This is a genomic window from Nocardia wallacei, assembly GCF_029869545.1.
GTDB classification, from domain to species: Bacteria; Actinomycetota; Actinomycetes; order Mycobacteriales; family Mycobacteriaceae; genus Nocardia; species Nocardia wallacei_A.
This window is the reverse complement of the sequence record NZ_JARWQD010000227.1, coordinates 1-16,996: the sequence shown is the minus strand read 5'-3', so window position 1 is coordinate 16,996 and position 16,996 is coordinate 1. Positions and strand designations below refer to the sequence as shown.

Annotated in this window: 15 protein-coding genes, 1 tRNA gene and 1 pseudogene; 4 read left to right on the top strand and 13 right to left on the bottom strand. The window is 67.7% G+C overall.

Annotation, left to right across the window (positions count from 1 at the left end; genetic code table 11):
• Positions 1–158: 158 nt before the first annotated feature.
• From QH290_RS19405 to QH290_RS19370, 8 genes and pseudogenes are all read right to left on the bottom strand, one after another.
• Complete coding sequence (locus QH290_RS19405) at positions 159–587, bottom strand: alpha-isopropylmalate synthase regulatory domain-containing protein (protein WP_280266908.1); 429 nt, start codon at positions 585–587, stop codon at positions 159–161.
• A gap of 353 nt (positions 588–940) precedes the next feature.
• Positions 941–3,685: a DNA polymerase I gene (gene polA / locus QH290_RS19400; RefSeq protein WP_280384344.1), complete on the bottom strand. Its 2,745-nt coding sequence runs from the start codon at positions 3,683–3,685 to the stop codon at positions 941–943.
• A 77-nt stretch (positions 3,686–3,762) separates the two neighbouring features.
• Positions 3,763–4,458 (bottom strand): ABC transporter ATP-binding protein, encoded by a 696-nt coding sequence (locus QH290_RS19395; protein ID WP_280384346.1) that lies wholly within the window; start codon positions 4,456–4,458, stop codon positions 3,763–3,765.
• A gap of 96 nt (positions 4,459–4,554) precedes the next feature.
• Positions 4,555–5,559 (bottom strand): annotated as a pseudogene (locus tag QH290_RS19390) (ABC transporter ATP-binding protein); the annotation flags it as partial.
• Entirely contained in the window at positions 5,556–6,791 is a 1,236-nt protein-coding gene (locus tag QH290_RS19385) for a branched-chain amino acid ABC transporter permease (RefSeq protein ID WP_280266906.1), read from the bottom strand. The gene QH290_RS19385 and the pseudogene QH290_RS19390, both read right to left, overlap by 4 nt.
• Entirely contained in the window at positions 6,788–7,822 is a 1,035-nt protein-coding gene (locus tag QH290_RS19380) for a branched-chain amino acid ABC transporter permease (RefSeq protein WP_280266905.1), read from the bottom strand. Before QH290_RS19380 ends, QH290_RS19385 begins: the two co-directional genes overlap by 4 nt.
• Before the next feature lie 97 nt (positions 7,823–7,919).
• The gene (locus tag QH290_RS19375) at positions 7,920–9,158 is read right to left on the bottom strand and encodes a branched-chain amino acid ABC transporter substrate-binding protein (RefSeq protein ID WP_280266903.1); all 1,239 of its coding nucleotides are present in this window, start codon (positions 9,156–9,158) and stop codon (positions 7,920–7,922) included.
• Between the two features lie 233 nt (positions 9,159–9,391).
• Positions 9,392–10,018, bottom strand: coding sequence for an ANTAR domain-containing response regulator (locus tag QH290_RS19370; RefSeq protein WP_068017846.1), 627 nt, complete (start codon positions 10,016–10,018; stop codon positions 9,392–9,394).
• Positions 10,019–10,222: 204 nt separating this feature from the next.
• Between QH290_RS19370 and QH290_RS19365 the strand changes: the two genes are divergently transcribed.
• Positions 10,223–10,309, top strand: a tRNA-Leu gene (locus tag QH290_RS19365).
• 18 nt (positions 10,310–10,327) lie between these two features.
• Here QH290_RS19365 and QH290_RS19360 read toward each other — a convergent pair.
• Positions 10,328–10,780: a hypothetical protein gene (locus QH290_RS19360; RefSeq protein ID WP_280266901.1), complete on the bottom strand. Its 453-nt coding sequence runs from the start codon at positions 10,778–10,780 to the stop codon at positions 10,328–10,330.
• Between the two features lie 154 nt (positions 10,781–10,934).
• Here QH290_RS19360 and QH290_RS19355 point away from each other — a divergent pair, with 154 nt between their 5' ends.
• From QH290_RS19355 to QH290_RS19345, 3 genes are all read left to right on the top strand, one after another.
• Positions 10,935–11,447 carry a phenylacetaldoxime dehydratase family protein gene (locus QH290_RS19355; protein WP_280266900.1) on the top strand — a complete coding sequence of 171 codons (513 nt, stop codon included), beginning with the start codon at positions 10,935–10,937 and terminating at the stop codon, positions 11,445–11,447.
• A 138-nt stretch (positions 11,448–11,585) separates the two neighbouring features.
• Complete coding sequence (locus tag QH290_RS19350; protein WP_280266899.1) at positions 11,586–12,212, top strand: arsenate reductase/protein-tyrosine-phosphatase family protein; 627 nt, start codon at positions 11,586–11,588, stop codon at positions 12,210–12,212.
• Between the two features lie 157 nt (positions 12,213–12,369).
• Complete coding sequence (locus QH290_RS19345; RefSeq protein ID WP_280384341.1) at positions 12,370–12,732, top strand: hypothetical protein; 363 nt, start codon at positions 12,370–12,372, stop codon at positions 12,730–12,732.
• A gap of 124 nt (positions 12,733–12,856) precedes the next feature.
• On the opposite strand, the gene QH290_RS19340 is transcribed toward QH290_RS19345, so the two are convergent.
• The 4 genes from QH290_RS19340 to QH290_RS19325 all read right to left on the bottom strand — a co-directional run bounded on the left by QH290_RS19340 (position 12,857) and on the right by QH290_RS19325 (position 16,730).
• On the bottom strand, positions 12,857–13,774 hold the full coding sequence (locus QH290_RS19340) for an acyl-CoA thioesterase (protein WP_280266897.1): 918 nt from the start codon (positions 13,772–13,774) through the stop codon (positions 12,857–12,859).
• Between the two features lie 2 nt (positions 13,775–13,776).
• Positions 13,777–15,198 carry a pyruvate kinase gene (gene pyk, locus QH290_RS19335; protein WP_280266896.1) on the bottom strand — a complete coding sequence of 474 codons (1,422 nt, stop codon included), beginning with the start codon at positions 15,196–15,198 and terminating at the stop codon, positions 13,777–13,779.
• Positions 15,199–15,302: 104 nt separating this feature from the next.
• Positions 15,303–15,971, bottom strand: coding sequence for an amino acid ABC transporter permease (locus QH290_RS19330; protein WP_280266895.1), 669 nt, complete (start codon positions 15,969–15,971; stop codon positions 15,303–15,305).
• Between the two features lie 3 nt (positions 15,972–15,974).
• Positions 15,975–16,730: a transporter substrate-binding domain-containing protein gene (locus tag QH290_RS19325; protein ID WP_280266894.1), complete on the bottom strand. Its 756-nt coding sequence runs from the start codon at positions 16,728–16,730 to the stop codon at positions 15,975–15,977.
• Positions 16,731–16,996 lie beyond the last annotated feature (266 nt).

Below are 16,996 nucleotides of genomic sequence, written 5' to 3'. Positions count from 1 at the left end.
CGTCCCGCTCGCTGCCCCCCCCCCCCCCCCCCCCCCCGCCCCCCCCCGCCCCGCCCCCGCGCCGCCCCCCCCCCCCCCCCCCCCCCCCCCCCCCCGCGCCCCCCCCCCCCCCCCCCCCCCCCCCCCCCCCCCCCCCCCCGTGCTGGGTAGGACCGGTCTCAGCCGCCGAGCTTGTTGATCCCGGCGATCATGGCGCGGGCGGCGGATTCCGCGCCGTCCTCGGCCATCGCGGCACCCCAGCCCCGGCGGCCGTTGAACTCGCACAGCACGAAGGTGGCCGTGCCGGATTCGGTGCGCCGCTGATGGAACTGCAGGATCTCGACGGGGAAACCCTCGTCGTAGAGGGCCGAGGTGAGCGCCGCCACCGGACTGCCCGCCGAGACCACCGTCCGCAGATGGTCGGCGAACTCCAGGGTCGCGGTGTACTCGGCGCCGTGCCGGTGCCCGGCCCGGCTCCAGTCGCTGAGCTGCACCGGACCGGTGTGTTCGCAGAACCGGTCGTAGAACTCGGCGGGCGTCAGCCCCGTGCATTCGGTCCGCAGGCCCTTGGGCGCGGCGGTGATGAAGTCGTGTGTGTCGATGGTCATCGTCATTGAACTAGGTCTTCCCGAACCTTGTCGTGTCTGAGTGACAGTCGTGTCTGAAATGACAGAGGGGACCAGCGCAATAAATCTGTACGGCCGCAGCGAGGGGGCCGGTCCGAATCAGACCTCGCTACGGCGAGGTACTACGAGAAGTCGCGCAGGAGCCACCATCGCGGTCAGCGGAAGGCGCGCAGCGCGGTCGCGGTCGGCGACGTTCGGCGCGGCGCTGTGGCTTGCGGCGGGATTCGGCACGGCAACGACAATATGGACTTCGCAGCGCGTTGGCAACCACATTCCGGGGGAACCCACGAGTAACTTCGTCACACCGGTTCGTGAACGCAATGCCAACGCCCGGCTCAGTGCGCCGCGGCGTCCCAGCTGCGCCCGACACCCACCGAGACCTCCAGCGGGACCGACAGCTCGATGGCCTTCGACATATGTTCCCGGGCAAGGGATTCCAGGGCCTCGCGCTCGCCGGAGGCGACCTCGAAAACCAGTTCGTCGTGGATCTGCAGGAGCATGCGGGACTTCAGGCCCGCGTCCCGGACGGCGTGCTGCACGTTGATCATCGCGACCTTGATGATGTCGGCGGCGGTGCCCTGGATGGGGGCGTTGAGGGCCATGCGCTCGGCGGCCTCGCGGCGCTGGCGGTTACTGGAGTCCAGGTCGGGCAGGTAGCGGCGGCGGCCGAACAGGGTTTCGGTGTAGCCGACCTTGCGGGCTTGGTCGACCGCGTCGCGCAGGTAGTCGCGGATGGCGCCGAAGCGGTTGAAGTAGACCTCCATCTGGGCCTTCGCCTCGTCGGCGCTGATCTTCAGCTGTTGTGACAGACCGTAGGCCGACAGCCCGTACGCCAGGCCGTAGGACATCGCCTTGATGCGGCGGCGCATCTCCGGATGCACCTCGGAGATCGGGATGTCGAATGCCTTGGAGGCGACGAAGGTGTGCAGGTCCTCCCCCGAGTTGAAGGCCTCGATCAGGCCCTCGTCCTTGGACAGGTGCGCCATGATCCGCATCTCGATCTGGCTGTAGTCGGCGGTCATGAGCGATTCGAAGCCGGGGCCGACGACGAACGTGTCACGGATGCGGCGGCCGGTATCGGTGCGGATCGGGATGTTCTGCAGATTCGGCTCGGTGGAGGAGAGCCGTCCGGTGGCGGCGATGGTCTGGTTGAAGGTGGTGTGGATGCGGCCGTCGTCGGCGACCGACTTCAGCAGGCCGTCGACGGTCACCTTCAGCCTGGTCGCGTCGCGGTGAGCCAGCAGATGTTCCAGGAACGGATGCTGGGTCTTCTCGAACAGCGACTCCAGCGCGTCGGCGTCGGTGGTGTAGCCGGTCTTGGTGCGCTTGGTCTTGGGCATGTCGAGCTCGTCGAACAGCACCACCTGCAGCTGCTTCGGGGAGCCGAGGTTGATCTGCTTGCCGATCACCTCGTAGGCGGCGTTGGCCGCGTCGGCGACGCGATCGGCGAATTCGGATTGCAGCTGCTGCAGTTCGTCGACGTCGACCGCGATACCGGCCTCCTCCAACTGGGCCAGCACGCCGAGCAGCGGCAGCTCCATCTCGGTGAGCAGCCGGGTGGATTCGATGCCCTCGAGTTCGGCGTCGAAGGCGTCGGCGAGATCGGAGACCGCGCGGGCGCGCAGGATCTCGGTCTGGGCGAGCTGGGCGTCGACCTGGTCCTCGTCGTCGAGCAGCGACAGCTGAGTGTCCTCGGCCGATTCCACCCGGAGCTCCCGCGACAGGTAGCGCAGCGACAGGTCGTCGAGGTTGAAGGTGCGCTGGCCCGGGCGGACCAGGTAGGCGGCCAGCGCCGTATCGCTGGTGAGCCCGCCGAGCGCCCAGCTGCGGCCGCGCAGCGCGTGCATGGCGGCCTTGGCCTCGTGCACCGCCTTCGGTGTCGCCGGATCGGCGAGCCACGCGCCCAGTGCCGGCTCGTCGGCCGGGGTCAGCCCGACGACGTCGAAATAGCCGCCCTCCCCGTCGGCCGCCGAGATCGCGATCGCCTTCACGTCACCCTGGAACGGCGTGCCCGTTCCGACGACGGAAATACCATGGCGCACACCGGCTTTCGCGTGTTCCGCGAGCCAGTCGGCCGCCGCGCCCGGGGCCACCGCGCCGCCGCTGATCTCGAAGCCGCCCTCGGCCTCCGGCTCCGGCGGGGCCAGCGTCTCGAACAGCCGGTCGCGCAGCACCCGGAATTCCAGATCGTCGAACAGCCGGTGGATCCGGTCGCGATCCCAGGGCTGCTGGGCCAGCTGCTCGGGCGTGTAGGGCAGCGCCACGTCCTTGACCATCTCGGTGAGCTGGCGGTTGAGCACCACGCTGGACAGGTTGGCGCGCAACGCATCACCGACCTTGCCCTTCACCTGGTCCACCCGGTCGACCAGCGTGGCCAGGTCGCCGAACTCGCGCACCCATTTGGCCGCGGTCTTCTCCCCCACGCCCGGAATGCCCGGCAGATTGTCGCTCGGGTCGCCGCGCAGCGCGGCGTAGTCCGGGTACTGGGCCGGGGTGAGGCCGTACTTCTCCTCCACCGCGGCCGGGGTGAACCGCGTCAGCTCGGAGACGCCCTTCTTCGGGTACAGGACCGTGACGTCGTCGTTCACCAGCTGCAGCGCGTCGCGGTCGCCGGTGACGATCAGCACCCGGTAGCCCTGCGGCACCGCCTGGGTGGCCAGGGTGGCGATGATGTCGTCGGCCTCGTAGCCCTCGAGCTGCATGGTCGGGATGCCGAGCGCGCCCAGTACTTCCTGGGTGACCTCCACCTGGCCGCGGAACTCGTCGGGCGTGGTGATGCGGTTGGCCTTGTACTCCGGGTACGCCTCGGTGCGGAAGGTCTTGCGGTTGACGTCGAACGCGGCGGCCACGTGGGTGGGCTTCTCGTCGCGCAGCAGGTTGATCAGCATGGCGGTGAAGCCGTAGACCGCGTTGGTGGTCTGACCGGTGACCGTCTTGAAGTTCTCCGCGGGCAGCGCGTAGAAGGCGCGGTAGGCCAGCGAATGCCCGTCCAGCAGCAACAGCGTGGGCCGCTCACCGGGGGCATTCGGGGTCGCTGCGGACACACTGCTCGGGCGCTGATCGGTGGTCGCTGGAGTCACGGCCCTGAGTCTATGTACCGGCACCGACAAGCGGGGGCACCGGGGATGACGCGGGCCACATCCGCGCCCCGCCTCCCCTACGCCACCCCCAGGTACGCCGACTTCACGGCGGGATCGGTGAGCAGCTCACGCCCCGAACCCGTCTTGGTGACCTCGCCGGTCTCCAGGATGTAGGCGCGGTCGCTGCGGGTCAGCGCCTGCTGGGCGTTCTGCTCGACCAGCAGCACCGTGGTGCCCTGCGCGTTGATCTCCCCGATGATGCGGAAGATCTGCTTGATCACCATCGGCGCCAGGCCCATCGAAGGCTCGTCGAGCAGCAGCAGCTTCGGCCGGGCCATCAGCGCGCGGGCGATGGCCAGCATCTGCTGCTCGCCGCCGGACAGCGTGCCGCCGACCTGTTTGCGGCGCTCGGCCAGCCGCGGGAACAGCTCGAGGATCCAGTCCAGGGTCTCGGCGTACTCCGAGCGCTCCTTGAAAGGCCGGGCGTGGCAACCCATGTCGAGGTTCTCCTGCACCGTCATGCCGGGGAACACGCCGCGGCCCTCGGGCGCCTGGATGAGCCCCGCGACCACCCGCTCGTGGGCCTTCATCCGGGTGATGTCCTTGCCCTCGAACAGGATTCGGCCGCCGGTGAGCGGCAGCAACCCGGACAGCGCCCGCATGGTGGTGGTCTTACCCGCGCCGTTGGCACCCAGCAGCGTCACCAGCTCACCCTGCGTCACATGCAGCGAGATACCGTGCAGCGCCTGGATTCTGCCGTAGTTGACGACCATGTCCTCGACCACCAGCAGCGGTTGGTCGCCACCGCTGGACACCGAATCATCGGGCAGTGCAATCGGGCTCGATGTGACGGTTGCGTGTTCTCCGGTCTCGTCCTCCGAATCAGACTGTGCCGCAGCGGCTTCCACGACCTCACCGACCTCGTCGTCGGGCACGCCCAGGTAGGCCGCGACCACCGCCGGGTCGTCCCGGATCGCCTCCGGCAGCCCGTCGGCGATCTTGCGGCCGAACTCCAGCACCACGATCCGGTCGGTCACGCCCATCACCAGCCGCATGTCGTGCTCGATGAGCAGCACGGTGAACCCGTCGTCGCGGATCTTGCGGATCAGATCCATCAGCGCCGACTTCTCGGCCGGATTGAATCCGGCCGCGGGCTCGTCCAGGCACAGCAGCTTGGGCTCGGTCGCCAGCGCGCGGGCGATCTCCAGCCGCCGCTGATCGCCGTAGGAGAGGTTGCGCGCCTTCTCCACCGCCCGGGGAGCGATGCCCACGAACTCCAGCAGCGCCATCCCGCGCTCGATGGCGTCGTGTTCCTCGCGCCGATGCCGTGCGGTGCGAAAGATGGCCCCGGGCACCGAGGTTCGGTGCCGCGCATCGGTGCCGACCACCACGTTCTCCAACGCCGTCATCTCACCGAACAGCCGGATGTTCTGGAAGGTGCGGGCGATCCCGAGCCGGGTGATCTCGTTGCGCTTGGTCTTGGTCAGCGGCCGCCCGTCGAAGAACACCCGTCCCGCCGCGGGCCGGTAGATCCCGGTGATGGCGTTGAAGCAGGTCGTCTTGCCCGCGCCGTTCGGACCGATGAGCCCGAGGATCTCGCCGCGGCGGATCTCGAAACTCACCTGGTCGAGCGCGGTGAGCCCGCCGAAGCGGACGGTCAGGTCCTCGGTGCGCAACAGCGGCGCGCCGACCTCGGTCTCGATCGCGCGGGTCGGCGCGACCACCTCGGCGACGGCGTCCGCGTCGGCCAGTTCCGGAACGACCTCGCTGACATCGACCACGCCCGCGCTCGGCGTCGCCTCCGGCGCCTCGGTGTATCCGGCCGCCATATCCTCGTTGTCGAACAGCGCGCCACCCGCGCCCGGCCCGGTCATCCTCGCGCTCCCTCGGTCGCGGCCGCGTCCGGCGGCGCCACCGGCCGCCGCACCGCCTGGTACACCTGCCGCCCGTAGGCCAGCAGTTTCTGCCGCACCGGGAACAGCCCCTGCGGACGGAAGATCATGACCACCACCAGAGTCAGCCCGAAGAACAGATACTTGTAGTCGCCCAGCGACTGCCCGCCGACCTCGATCGACATCAGCCGGTTGGGCAGGTAGACGATCAGGAACGCGCCGACGATCACGCCGAGCTTGTTGCCCTGCCCGCCCAGCACCACCGCGCACAGGAACAGCATCGAGTTGATGATGTTGAACCCGGCCGGGTTGATGAACTGCACCTGCCCCGCGAACAGCGCACCCGACAGCCCGCCGATCGCGGCGCCGATCGTGAACGCCCACAGCTTGAACTTGAACGTCGGCACGCCCATCATCTCCGCGGCGTCCTCGTCCTCGCGGATCGACACCCACGCGCGGCCGACCCGGCTGCGCTCCAGATTGCCGACCACCAGCAGCACCACGATCACCAGCGCCATGCCGATCCAGAACCACCAGGTCCCGGAGTTTGCGCGGTCCAGCAGATTCCACGAATCGGAGTCGCCGAGGTTGCCGGAGGAGAAGTAGCCGCCGACGTGCTCGTCGGACTCCCCCATCCGCGGATAGGCGATTCCCGCCAGCCCGAGGCTGCCGTTGGTGATATCGCCGAGATTGTCGGCCAGCAGCCGCACGATCTCACCGAATCCGAGCGTGACGATCGCGAGATAGTCGCCGCGCAGCCGCAGCGTCGGCGTGCCCAGGATCAGCCCGGACACCGCGGTCAGCAGGATCGCCAGCGGCACGCACGCCAGCCAGGCCCACTTGGGATCCAGCCAGCCGCCGTCGGTCTGGTTCCACGGGCTGTTCGGACTGGTGAGCAGCCCGACCGAATACGCGCCCACGGCGTAGAAGCCGACGTACCCCAGATCCAGCAGACCCGCTTGGCCCACAACGACATTCAGCCCGATCGCGATCAGTGCGTACATCGCGAACTGCGCCATCACGCCGCCGAAACTGGTCCCCGGAGTGTCCAGCAGCGGCGGCGGGAACAGCGGCAGCAACGCCAGCAGCACGATGGCCGGAACGCCGACGGCCCACTGCATCGGCCGCGACAGCCCGTCCCACCACGAGCGCAGGGCATCGCCCACGCCGTGCATCGGCCGCGCCTTCTCCGGAGCCTGTGCCGAGGTGCTCATACCCGCGACCTCCCCAGACTCTCGCCGAGGATTCCGGTCGGCCGGAACATCAGCACCGCCACCAGCAACACGAACGCGACCACGTCGCGCCACTCGGTGCCGAACAGGATCTGGCCGTAGTTCTCGGCCAGGCCCAGCAGCAGCCCGCCCAGCAGTGCGCCGCGCAGATTGCCGATCCCGCCGAGCACCGCGGCGCTGAATGCCTTGATGCCCAGGATGAATCCGCCCGAATAGATGATGCCGTTGGGGATCTTGAGCGTGTACAGCAGCGCGGCCGCGCCGGCGAGCAGGCCGCCGATGAGGAAGGTCAGCATGATGACCCGCTCCCGCGACACTCCCATCAGGGTCGCGGTATCGGGATCCTGGGCCACCGCGCGAATCCCGCGGCCGAATTTCGTTCTGTTGATGACCAATTCGGTGATGACCGCCAGGATCACCGCGGAGACGACGATCACCAGCGCCACATTGGTCACCGCGGCGTCGAAGATGTGGAACTCGTCGATCGGCCGCACCAGGATGATCGGCTGCTGGGCGTTGGTGCCGCCGAGATCCGGATCGATCTTCGGCAGCACGTAGTGCACGAATTCCTGCAGCACGAACGACATCCCGATCGCGGTGATCAGGAAGATCAGCCGCTTCGCCCCGCGTCTTCGCAGCGGCCGATAGGCCACCCGTTCCAACCCGACCGCCGCACCGCCGGATACCAGCATGCCGACGACCATGGCGGCTCCGAGGTAGACGACCGTCAGGATCGTTCCCTGCGAATAGATGTCGCCGCTGGCCGCGAATCCCAGCAGCATCAAACCCACCAGCTGACCGAACAGGCCCAGCATGAATATTTCCGAATGCGCGAAATTGATCAGCAGCAGCACCCCGAAAACCAGGGTGTATCCGACCGCGACCAGCGCGTAGATGGAACCGTACGTCAATCCGTCCACCGTGAGTCGCCAGAACTGGTCGACGACGCCGGAGACATTGAAATCGATGGAGCCGTTGGCAAGCACGGTCGCATCGGCTGGACCTGAACTCATCGTTACCCTCATTGTGGGAAAAGCAGCGTGCGCCCGGCGGGTGCCCGTGTAATAGGGCTATCGGCAGGCCGGGCACACGCTGTTTCGAATCGGACCGCTACTTGACCTGGTACATCCAGATCAGGGCGTTGGCCAATTCACCGGTGGGATCCCACTTGTACTGGCGGGCCACGCCCTGGCCCTCATAGGTGCGCACGAACTCGACCAGGTCCGCCCGCGACACCTTGCCCTGGCCGAGGCCCTTCAGGACGATGGTCGTCAGGTCGTAGCCCTCGGTCGAATAGGTGCCCGCCTCGAATCCGTTCAGCGCCTTGTATTCCTCGGCGAACTTGTCGGGCGCGGGGCCGCACGGGCACGACACCACCGCGTCCTTGGACGCATTACCGGCCTGCTTGACGAATTCGACGTCCTTGGTGCCGTCGTCGGAGATGAACGTCGCCGTCACCCCGCCGGACCGCAATTGCTGGACCAGCGGCGCGGCCTCGGCGTAGTAGCCCGCGTAGAAGATGCCGTCGGGCTTGGCCGACGACAGCTTCGACACCGCGGCCGAGAAGTCCTTGTCGCCTTCCTTCACATTGACCGCGCAGCTCGGATCGGCCAGCGGGCCGAGGGTCTCGGTCAGCGATTTCGCCAGGCCGGTGCCGTAGTCGGTGTTGTCCTGGACCACGCAGATCTTCTTGTACTTCCCGGTGCTCTGCAGGTATTTCGCCACCGACGGGCCCTGGATGCCGTCGTTGCCGAGGCCGCGGAAGAAGGTCTTCCAGCCGTTCTTGGTGAGGTCTACATTGGTGGCCGACGGGGTCAGCGACAGCAGGCCGGTATCGCTGATCCGCTGCCCGGTCGCCTTGGTCTCACCGGAGAACGTCGGCCCGATCAGGGCGACGATCGACTGGTCGCCGAGAATCCGGTCGATCACCTGACCGGCCTTCTGCGGATTGCCCTCGGTGTCGAATTCCTTGAGCTTGACCTGACAGTCGGCGTTGGCCTTGTTGTGCTTGTCCAGCGCCAGCTTCACGCCCCGGACGATATTGAGGCCGAGGTTGGCGTTCGGTCCGGTCAGCGGGCCCGCCATCGCGATCGACGTCTCCGGCGCGCATTTCGATTTACCGTCACCGGCGGGATCGGCGGCGGCGGAGGTATCGGCCGCGGGAACTTCCTTGCCGTCCTTGTCGACCTGCACCAGCGGAGTGATCTTCAGCCCGCCCCCGGTGCCGGAATCGCCGCCGGAGCCGTTATCTGTCGACTTGCTGCTGCATCCTGACACCGCCAGTACGGCCGCGGCTCCGATCACCAGCGCGCCGCGGGTCACACGGCTACGTGCGACCCTCCGCGTCATTGAACCAAGCACGATACACCTCTATGTCCTGCTGATCCCCCGGGGTCGCCGAGGGGGCCGACCACGTCGGCCCGGTCAGAACATAGCGGCGTGACGTTAGCTCTGCATCACATTCGAGTCATTTATGTGACTTCGATCCCGAGTATTTATCCGAGGGTGTTGCAGCGGCGTTAATTTCCGGCAATCGCTGCGCAGCGCGCAACGGCACCGGCGGCCGTACGAGACCGGCGGTTCTACGATTTCGGCGCCAGGTTCTCCAACACCACCTCGGCGACGGCCTTCATCGTGGTGCGGCGGTCCATCGCGGTGCGCTGAATCCATTTGAACGCCTGCGGCTCCGACAGCCCCTGCGTCTGCATCAGCACGCCCTTGGCCCGCTCCACCAGCTTGCGGGTCTCGAGCCGATCGGCCAGGCTCGCGACCTCACCCTCCAGCGCGGTGATCTCGTGGAAGCGGCTGGCCGCGAGCTCGATGGCCGGTACCAGATCCGACTTGGTGAACGGCTTCACCAGGTACGCCATCGCCCCCGCGTCGCGCGCCCGCTCCACCAGGTCGCGCTGGCTGAATGCGGTCAGAATCACCACCGGCGCAACGCGTTTCGTCGCGATCTCGGCCGCGGCGTCGATGCCGTCGCGGCGCGGCATCTTGACGTCCATGATCACCAGATCGGGGCGCAGCTCCTCGGCCAGGTCGACCGCCTGCTGGCCGTCGCCCGCCTCGCCCACCACCTGATAGCCCTCCTCGGAGAGCATCTCCACCAGGTCCATCCGGATGAGCGCCTCATCCTCGGCCACCACCACCCGCTTGGCGGCGGTCGCCGCATCCTTCTTCGCGCCCGCGCCCCCTGCTGTCGTTCCCATAGATAGACCCCTCGTGATTCCGATGCCAAATACTCGCCGCGCGCGCCCGTCCGCCCCACCCTTGCCGGACCGGCCCACACTCCCGAGTGCCCTAAAGCGTACAGTTCAACCTCGCACAGAACCCATCTACCCAGCGTCGACCGGTAATCGGTCACACCGATTCGGTCGCGGGGGTACACACCCGCTATGATTTCCACCCGGTGCGCCGAGTTGGCGGAACTGGCAGACGCGACGGTCTCAAAAACCGTTGTCCTCACGGACGTGTGGGTTCGAGTCCCACACTCGGCACCAGGTCAGGCACAATGCCTTTCAACTCTCCACGACGCCCGCGGCGGCGAGTCCCCGCCGGAACCATGGCGGCATGTGGGCCTCGGTGCGCGGGAACCGTTCCTGCTCCAGCGCGAAGTTGTCCGGGGACGGGTAGGGACGAAAGTCGGGCTCGTTCTTCCAGTTGTACTGGACGGAGTATCGCGACGGGGGATCGATGGTGAATCGTGCCGAGAACCATGTCCCTTCACCGCTCTCATACATTCCACCGCGAAGCCGTTGGAACATGCGCCAGACCTCGCCGGGTGGATCCCACAGCTGATAGGTGCCGCTGGGATCGAGTACACCGACCGCGACGTCGATGTTCTTACCGACGGCGCGAAAGTCGATCATCACCTGGCGCCAGCCCGGTGCCAGCGCGCCGACCACCAGGGAGGTCATCTCCTCGAGCAGCTCGTTCTGCTGCATCGGGTCCAGCTGCGGCCACAGCGCCATGGGGCGTCCCTTCGAAAGCTCCGAACATCGGGCCGCCATCCTGCCATAACCCCACCGATGGCGAGAGGGTCCGGCCGCATCGAACCGCGACCGCGCCGTCCCCGTAATCCCCAGTGACAGCACACGACCCCGGACTCGAGTGGAGAATGCACGTATGCGTGTGAACCGACTGACGGCGGACCTGTCCGGATTTCCGGACCTGGTCGTCATCTACCTCGGCATGCGCGTGCGCACACCCCGCGGCATCCTGCGCCTGCTGGGCTTGGGGCCCAAGCTGTACCGCTCGCACCGCGACCGGCCCGACGGGCTGCTGCTGCACGAGGACATCATCTGGTCGCTGTTCCCGCCGCACTGGGGCGCCCGGCAGTACTGGCGCGACCTCGACAGCCTGGAACGCTGGACCCGCTCCGAACCGCACCGCGAATGGTGGCAGCGATTCCTGCGCGACTCCGGCGGCACCGGATTCTGGCACGAGGCGTACTTCCTGCGCGGCGGCATCGACACCATGTACGACGATATGACAACCCCGACCGGACTGGGCCGGGTCGCGCCCACCGTGGCCATGCGCGGGCGGCTGTTCTCCGCCCGCGGCCGGGTGGATCAGGGAAATCCGAAGGTCGCGCCCGTGGTCCGCGAAAGCGCCTATTACCCAGACGATTCCGAATGAAAGCAATTTCCGGTCGAGTCGTCGCTCAGGACAACGGCGGCAAACGACTCGCTACGCCGGGATGAACATCCAAATAAATCAGCGGGTTTCGGACTTTCCGTGCTTCGCGTTTCGTTTCCGGCGTTCTACCGTACTGCCATGCATGTCCTGTTCGTCTGCAACGGCAACGTGTGCCGGTCGGTCATCGCCGAACGCCTCACGCGCGCCCTGGCGGCCGAACACGGGCTCGACGACCTCACCGCGGAGAGCGCCGGAACCCGCGCGCTGGTCGGATTCGGCGCGGATCCGCTTGCCGCGGAAACGATCAGCGGACTCGGCGCGGACCCGAGTAATTTCAAGGCCCGTAAACTCAAACCCGCCATGGTCGAGCGCGCCGATCTGGTGCTGGCGATGGCCGAGCAGATCCGCGACGATGTCGTCGCGCTGGTGCCCACCGCCGCCGGGCGCTCGTTCACACTGCTCGAGGCGCACCGCATCGCGAAGGTCAGTGGCGCCCGCACCATCGCCGAAATCGACCGTGCCCGTGACGATCTCGCGCTCGTCGGCCGCGAGAACATCGCCGATCCGGTGGGCCTGTCGGCCGAGAAGTACTGCGAGGTCGGCGATCGCATCGCCCAGGCGCTGGTGCCACTGCTGCTGGCACTGCACATTCACCAGGGCCGCGGCACCGACGACCGCGGGCGGCCCCGGCTGGTCGTGCTGCCGGGGGGCCGCAGCGAACCGCCGCCGTACGTCGACGCCACCCGAATCGGCCGTCACGCCTGAGGGATCCGGCAAAACTCCCGGACACGCATGCGTCCTCCCCATTTCGGGTAAAGAGGGACTACACTCCCGGCCGGATGCTCCCGCCGAAGGATTCGACACAAGAACAGGACTGAACGACATGCCGAAACGCATTTCGGATGTTTCGCTCCATGTTTATGTGACACCCGAAACCCTCGATCGTGTCGTGGAAACCGTGCGCCGCGTGGTCGACGACCATGTGGCCGAGCGCGACGTGTTCGCCTGGCGCTTCACCCTCCCGCTCGACGCCGACCAGCAACCGCACCCGATGCTCGAATCCCAGTGGCTCCTGGACCATCCCGGCACCGACCCGGGCGACCGCCGCACCTACGAGATCGCGCTCAGCCTGGTCGGCGACAAGAAGCTGCTCACCGAGGCGAACCTGTCCGCCCTCGAACAGCAACTGATGCTGAGCATTTCGGACGAGGACGCGGTCCCCTATTCGCTACACGCCCTGCAACGCGAAAGCTTCGATATGGAAGAAAACCGGGAACTGATCTGATCCCGGCCAAAAGCGTGCCGGGAATGAAGGGGTGGCAGCGCCGGGAATGACGGGTGCCAGCGCCAGGGATGACGGGGGGCAGCGCCAGGGATGACGGGGGGCAGCGCCGGGGATGACGGGGTGGTCAGCTGCGGGCGGGGAAGTGGCGGATGACGCCCTCCTGCACCACCGTGGCCAGCAGTTCTCCGGCACGCGAATAGAAATGCCCGGTGGCCAGGCCGCGGGAACCGGCCGCCACGGGCGACTCCGTCGCGTACAGCGCCCAGTCGTCGAAGCGGAAGGGGCGGTGGAACCAGATCGAGTGGTTCACCGTCGCGGCCACGATGCGGTCGAAGCCCCACGACAGCCCGTGCGTGGTGATGATCGAATCGAGCACCGTGGTGTCCGACGAATATCCCAGTGTCGCAACGTGAATCAGCGGATCGTCGGGCAGGGTGCCGTCCGCGCGCATCCAGACCCGGTTGTATTCCAGCGTCCCGCCCGTGCCCTTGAGCGTCCACGCCGTGTCGTTGGTGTAGCGCATATCGATCGGGTGCGGGGCCTTGACGAACATCTCCAGCCGGTCCTCGAGGCCCGCGAAGGACTCCTCCACCCGGGGCAGGCCGTCGGGATCGGGCACCTGCGGCTGCGGGACGGCGTGCTCGAGGCCCTTGGCGGAATCCTGGAATGCCGCCAGCATGACGAACAGCTCCTGATCGCCCTGGTAGGCGGTGACGGTCCGGTTCGCGAACGAGCGACCGTCCCGGTGGCGTTGCACCCGGTACTCGATCGGTTTCTTCACGTCACCACCGCGCACGAAGTGGGCGTTGATCGCGTGCACCGGGCGTTGCGGCCGGGCCGGGTCGGTGGCCACCGTCCGACCGGCCGCGATGATGGCCTGCGCCACCAGCTGCCCGCCGAAGGTCCGGCTCCACACCTTCTCCGGATGCTGTCCGAGGAAGGTGTCCTCACCGGTCTGCTCCAGATCGAGCAGCCCGAGCAGTACCTGTAGGTCGCTCGAACCCGTTGCGGTGCCGGTGGATTCGCCCAGTGACGCGTTCACTCTCAGTGGTCCTCTTCGCCGATACGGTGCACGTGGATGAGGTTGGTGGAACCGACGGTACCCGGCGGCGAACCGGCCACGATCACCACCAGGTCGCCCTTGGTGTACCGGTTCAGCGACAGCAGCTCCTTGTCGACCTGGCCGATCATCTCGTCGGTGGTGCCGACCGGCGGCACGATGAACGTCTCCACGCCCCACGTCAGCGCGAGCTGGCTGCGCACCTCCGGCAGCGGGGTGAACGCCAGGAGCGGCAGCGTGGTGTGCAGGCGGGCCAGGCGGCGCACGGTGTCACCGGACTGGGTGAAGGCCACCAGCGCCTTGGCGTTGAGCCGCTCGCCGATATCGCGTGCGGCATAGGAGATCACGCCGCGCTTGGTCCGCGGCACGTGGGTCAGCGGCGGCACCTGCGCGGAGGATTCGGACTCCACCGCGTGCACGATGCGGGCCATCGTCCGCACGGTCTCGATCGGATACTGGCCGACCGAGGTCTCACCGGACAGCATCACCGCGTCGGCGCCGTCGAGCACGGCGTTGGCGACGTCGGAGGCCTCGGCGCGGGTGGGCCGCGAGTTGCCGATCATCGACTCCAGCATCTGCGTGGCCACGATGACGGGTTTCGCGTTCTCCCTTGCCATCTGGATGGCGCGCTTCTGCACCAGCGGCACCTGCTCCAGCGGCAGCTCCACGCCCAGATCGCCGCGGGCGACCATGATGGCGTCGAAGGCCAGCACGATGGCCTCCAGATTGTCGATGGCCTCGGGCTTCTCCAGCTTGCCGATCACCGGCACGCGGCGGCCGACCCGGTCCATGATGTCGTGCACCAGCTCCACATCCGAGGGCGAGCGCACGAACGACAGCGCGATGAAGTCGACGCCGAGCTGCAGCGCGAACTCCAGGTCCTCGATGTCCTTGTCGGACAGGGCCGGAACCGACACGTCCATGCCGGGCAGCGAGACGCCCTTGTTGTTGGAGACCGGGCCGCCCTCGGTGACGCGGCAGACCACGTCGTTGCCCTCGACACGGACCACGGTCAGGCCCACCTTGCCGTCGTCGACGAGCAGGCGGTCACCGGCCTTGGCGTCCTCGGACAGCTGCTTGTAGGTGGTGGAGACGCGGTCGTGGGTGCCCTCCACGTCGTCGACGGTGATCCGCACCTCCTCCCCCGTCGCCCAGGTGGTCTTGCCGTCGATGAACCTGCCCAACCGGATCTTCGGTCCCTGCAGATCGGCGAGAATGCCTACGGCGCGACCCAATTGGTCGGCGGCCTTGCGGACCTTCCGGTAGTTCTCAGCGTGATCGGAGTGCTCGCCATGGCTGAAGTTCAACCGGGCCACGTCCATGCCGCTTTCGACAAGTTCGCGAATCCGGTCCTCGGAGGCGGTAGCCGGTCCGAGGGTGCAAACAATTTTTGTTCGTCGCATCACGGTTCGAGCGTAGTCCTGCCGGACCAGCCGCGCTGACTGGGCATACCCTTCGCTATCAATAGTGCGAACCTATGGTCCCGGTCACTGAACCTATATGACCGGCGTCACCTGGCGACATGCCGCGCAAGCCGGGTTTCCAGGCGTGTTTGGGCGAATCCGAGGATCAGGCAGATTACCCAGTAGTAGATTGCCGCGACCCCGTAGAGGGCGAAGAAATCGAAGGTCGGTGCGGCCGCCAATTGCGCCGTCCGCAACAATTCGGTTACCAGGATCGTGGAGGCCAGCGACGTGTCCTTCACCAGCGAGATGAGCGTATTCGACAGCGGCGGCACCGCGATCCGCGAGGCCTGCGGCAGGATGATCGAGCCCAGCGTCTGCACATGTGACAGGCCCAGCGCCTGCGCCGCCTCCCACTGGCCGTGCGCGACCGACAGGATCGCGGCGCGCACCACCTCCGCGGCATAGCCGCCGACATTGAGGCTGAACGCGATCACCGCCGCGGGGAACGGGTCGATGACGATGTTCAGCTGCGGCAGCGCGTAGAACACGATGAACAGCTGCACCAGCAGCGGCGTGCCGCGGATGATCGAAATGTAGAACCGGGCGGCCGCGGCGACCGGCCACAGCTTCGACATCCGCGCCAGCGCCACGAACAGCGCCAGCACCAGGCCGATCGAGAAGCTGATGGCGGTCAGCGGCAGGGTCTTGGTGATCGTGGCCTGCAGCATCGGCTGCAGGTTGTGGCGGATCAGCTCCCAGGTGGCGGGGTCCATGCGCTACTTGCTGACGTCGGTTCCGAAGTACTTGTCGGAGATCCGCGCCAGGGTGCCGTCGGCGCGCAGCGCGTCCAGGGCGCCGTTGACATCGGTGGTCAGGCTGCCGGAATCCTTGCGGGCGGCGAAGGCCTGGCGGCTGGTCTCGCCGGTCTTGCCCGCGACCTTCACGCTGCCCTCGCCGTTCTGCTTGGTGTAGGCGCCGACCGCGAGCGTGTCGTTGACCGTCGCGTCGACGCGACCGTCCTTCAGCAGCTGCACCGCCTGCACGAAGCCCTCCACGGCCTCCACCTTGCAGCCGACGCCCGAGGCGACCTTGCTCCAGTTGCTGGTCGAGGACTGCGCGCACGTCTTGCCGTTGAGGTCGCCGAGGGCGGCGATGCCGGAGTTGTCGGCGCGGGTGACGATCACGCCGTCGGAGACGGTGTACGGCTGCGACAGCGAGTACTTCTGCTCGCGCTCCGCGCTGACGGTCACCTGGTTGGCGACCAGGTCGAAGCGCTTGGATTCCAGGCCCGCGAAGATCGCGTCCCACGGGGTCTGCACGAACTCGACGCGCTTGCCGAGCTTCCCGGCGACGGCCTGCACCACCTCGACGTCGTAGCCGGTGAGCGAGCCGTCGGGCCCCTGGAAGCTGAACGGCGCATAGGTGCCCTCGGTGCCGACCTTCAGCACATTCGGGTCACTGCTGCTGCACCCGGCGGTGAGCCCGGTGGCAGCGGCGATGGCGAGCACGGCGGCGAACAGCTTGCGGCGCAATGGGGTACCTCTCCAGCGGGCGCGGTCCGGACCCCGCGCACGACACACAGAACCGCCACAGCCTACGACATGCGACAACGCCGACAAACAATTACGCGCCCGGTGCGCCGATTCGGCGCATCGGGCTGCGGGCCCCCGCCTCACGGCAGCCCCGGCACCATGGGGCGGGGGGGGGGGGGGCCGGGGGGGGGGGGGGGGGGGGGGGGGGGGGGGGGGGGGGGGGGGGGGGGGGGGGGGGGGGGGGGGGGGGGGGGGGGGGGGGGGGG

Excerpts from the sequence above, each read along its gene's own strand:
- QH290_RS19405 (WP_280266908.1), bottom strand. The coding sequence starts at position 587 with ATGACCATCGACACACACGACTTCATCACCGCCGCGCCCAAGGGCCTG.
- QH290_RS19395 (WP_280384346.1), bottom strand. The coding sequence starts at position 4,458 with ATGGTCGTCAACTACGGCAGAATCCAGGCGCTGCACGGTATCTCGCTG.
- QH290_RS19385 (WP_280266906.1), bottom strand. The coding sequence starts at position 6,791 with ATGAGCACCTCGGCACAGGCTCCGGAGAAGGCGCGGCCGATGCACGGC.
- QH290_RS19380 (WP_280266905.1), bottom strand. The coding sequence starts at position 7,822 with ATGAGTTCAGGTCCAGCCGATGCGACCGTGCTTGCCAACGGCTCCATC.
- QH290_RS19375 (WP_280266903.1), bottom strand. The coding sequence starts at position 9,158 with ATGACGCGGAGGGTCGCACGTAGCCGTGTGACCCGCGGCGCGCTGGTG.
- QH290_RS19370 (WP_068017846.1), bottom strand. The coding sequence starts at position 10,018 with ATGGGAACGACAGCAGGGGGCGCGGGCGCGAAGAAGGATGCGGCGACC.
- QH290_RS19360 (WP_280266901.1), bottom strand. The coding sequence starts at position 10,780 with ATGGCGCTGTGGCCGCAGCTGGACCCGATGCAGCAGAACGAGCTGCTC.
- QH290_RS19355 (WP_280266900.1), top strand. The coding sequence starts at position 10,935 with ATGCGTGTGAACCGACTGACGGCGGACCTGTCCGGATTTCCGGACCTG.
- QH290_RS19350 (WP_280266899.1), top strand. The coding sequence starts at position 11,586 with ATGCATGTCCTGTTCGTCTGCAACGGCAACGTGTGCCGGTCGGTCATC.
- QH290_RS19330 (WP_280266895.1), bottom strand. The coding sequence starts at position 15,971 with ATGGACCCCGCCACCTGGGAGCTGATCCGCCACAACCTGCAGCCGATG.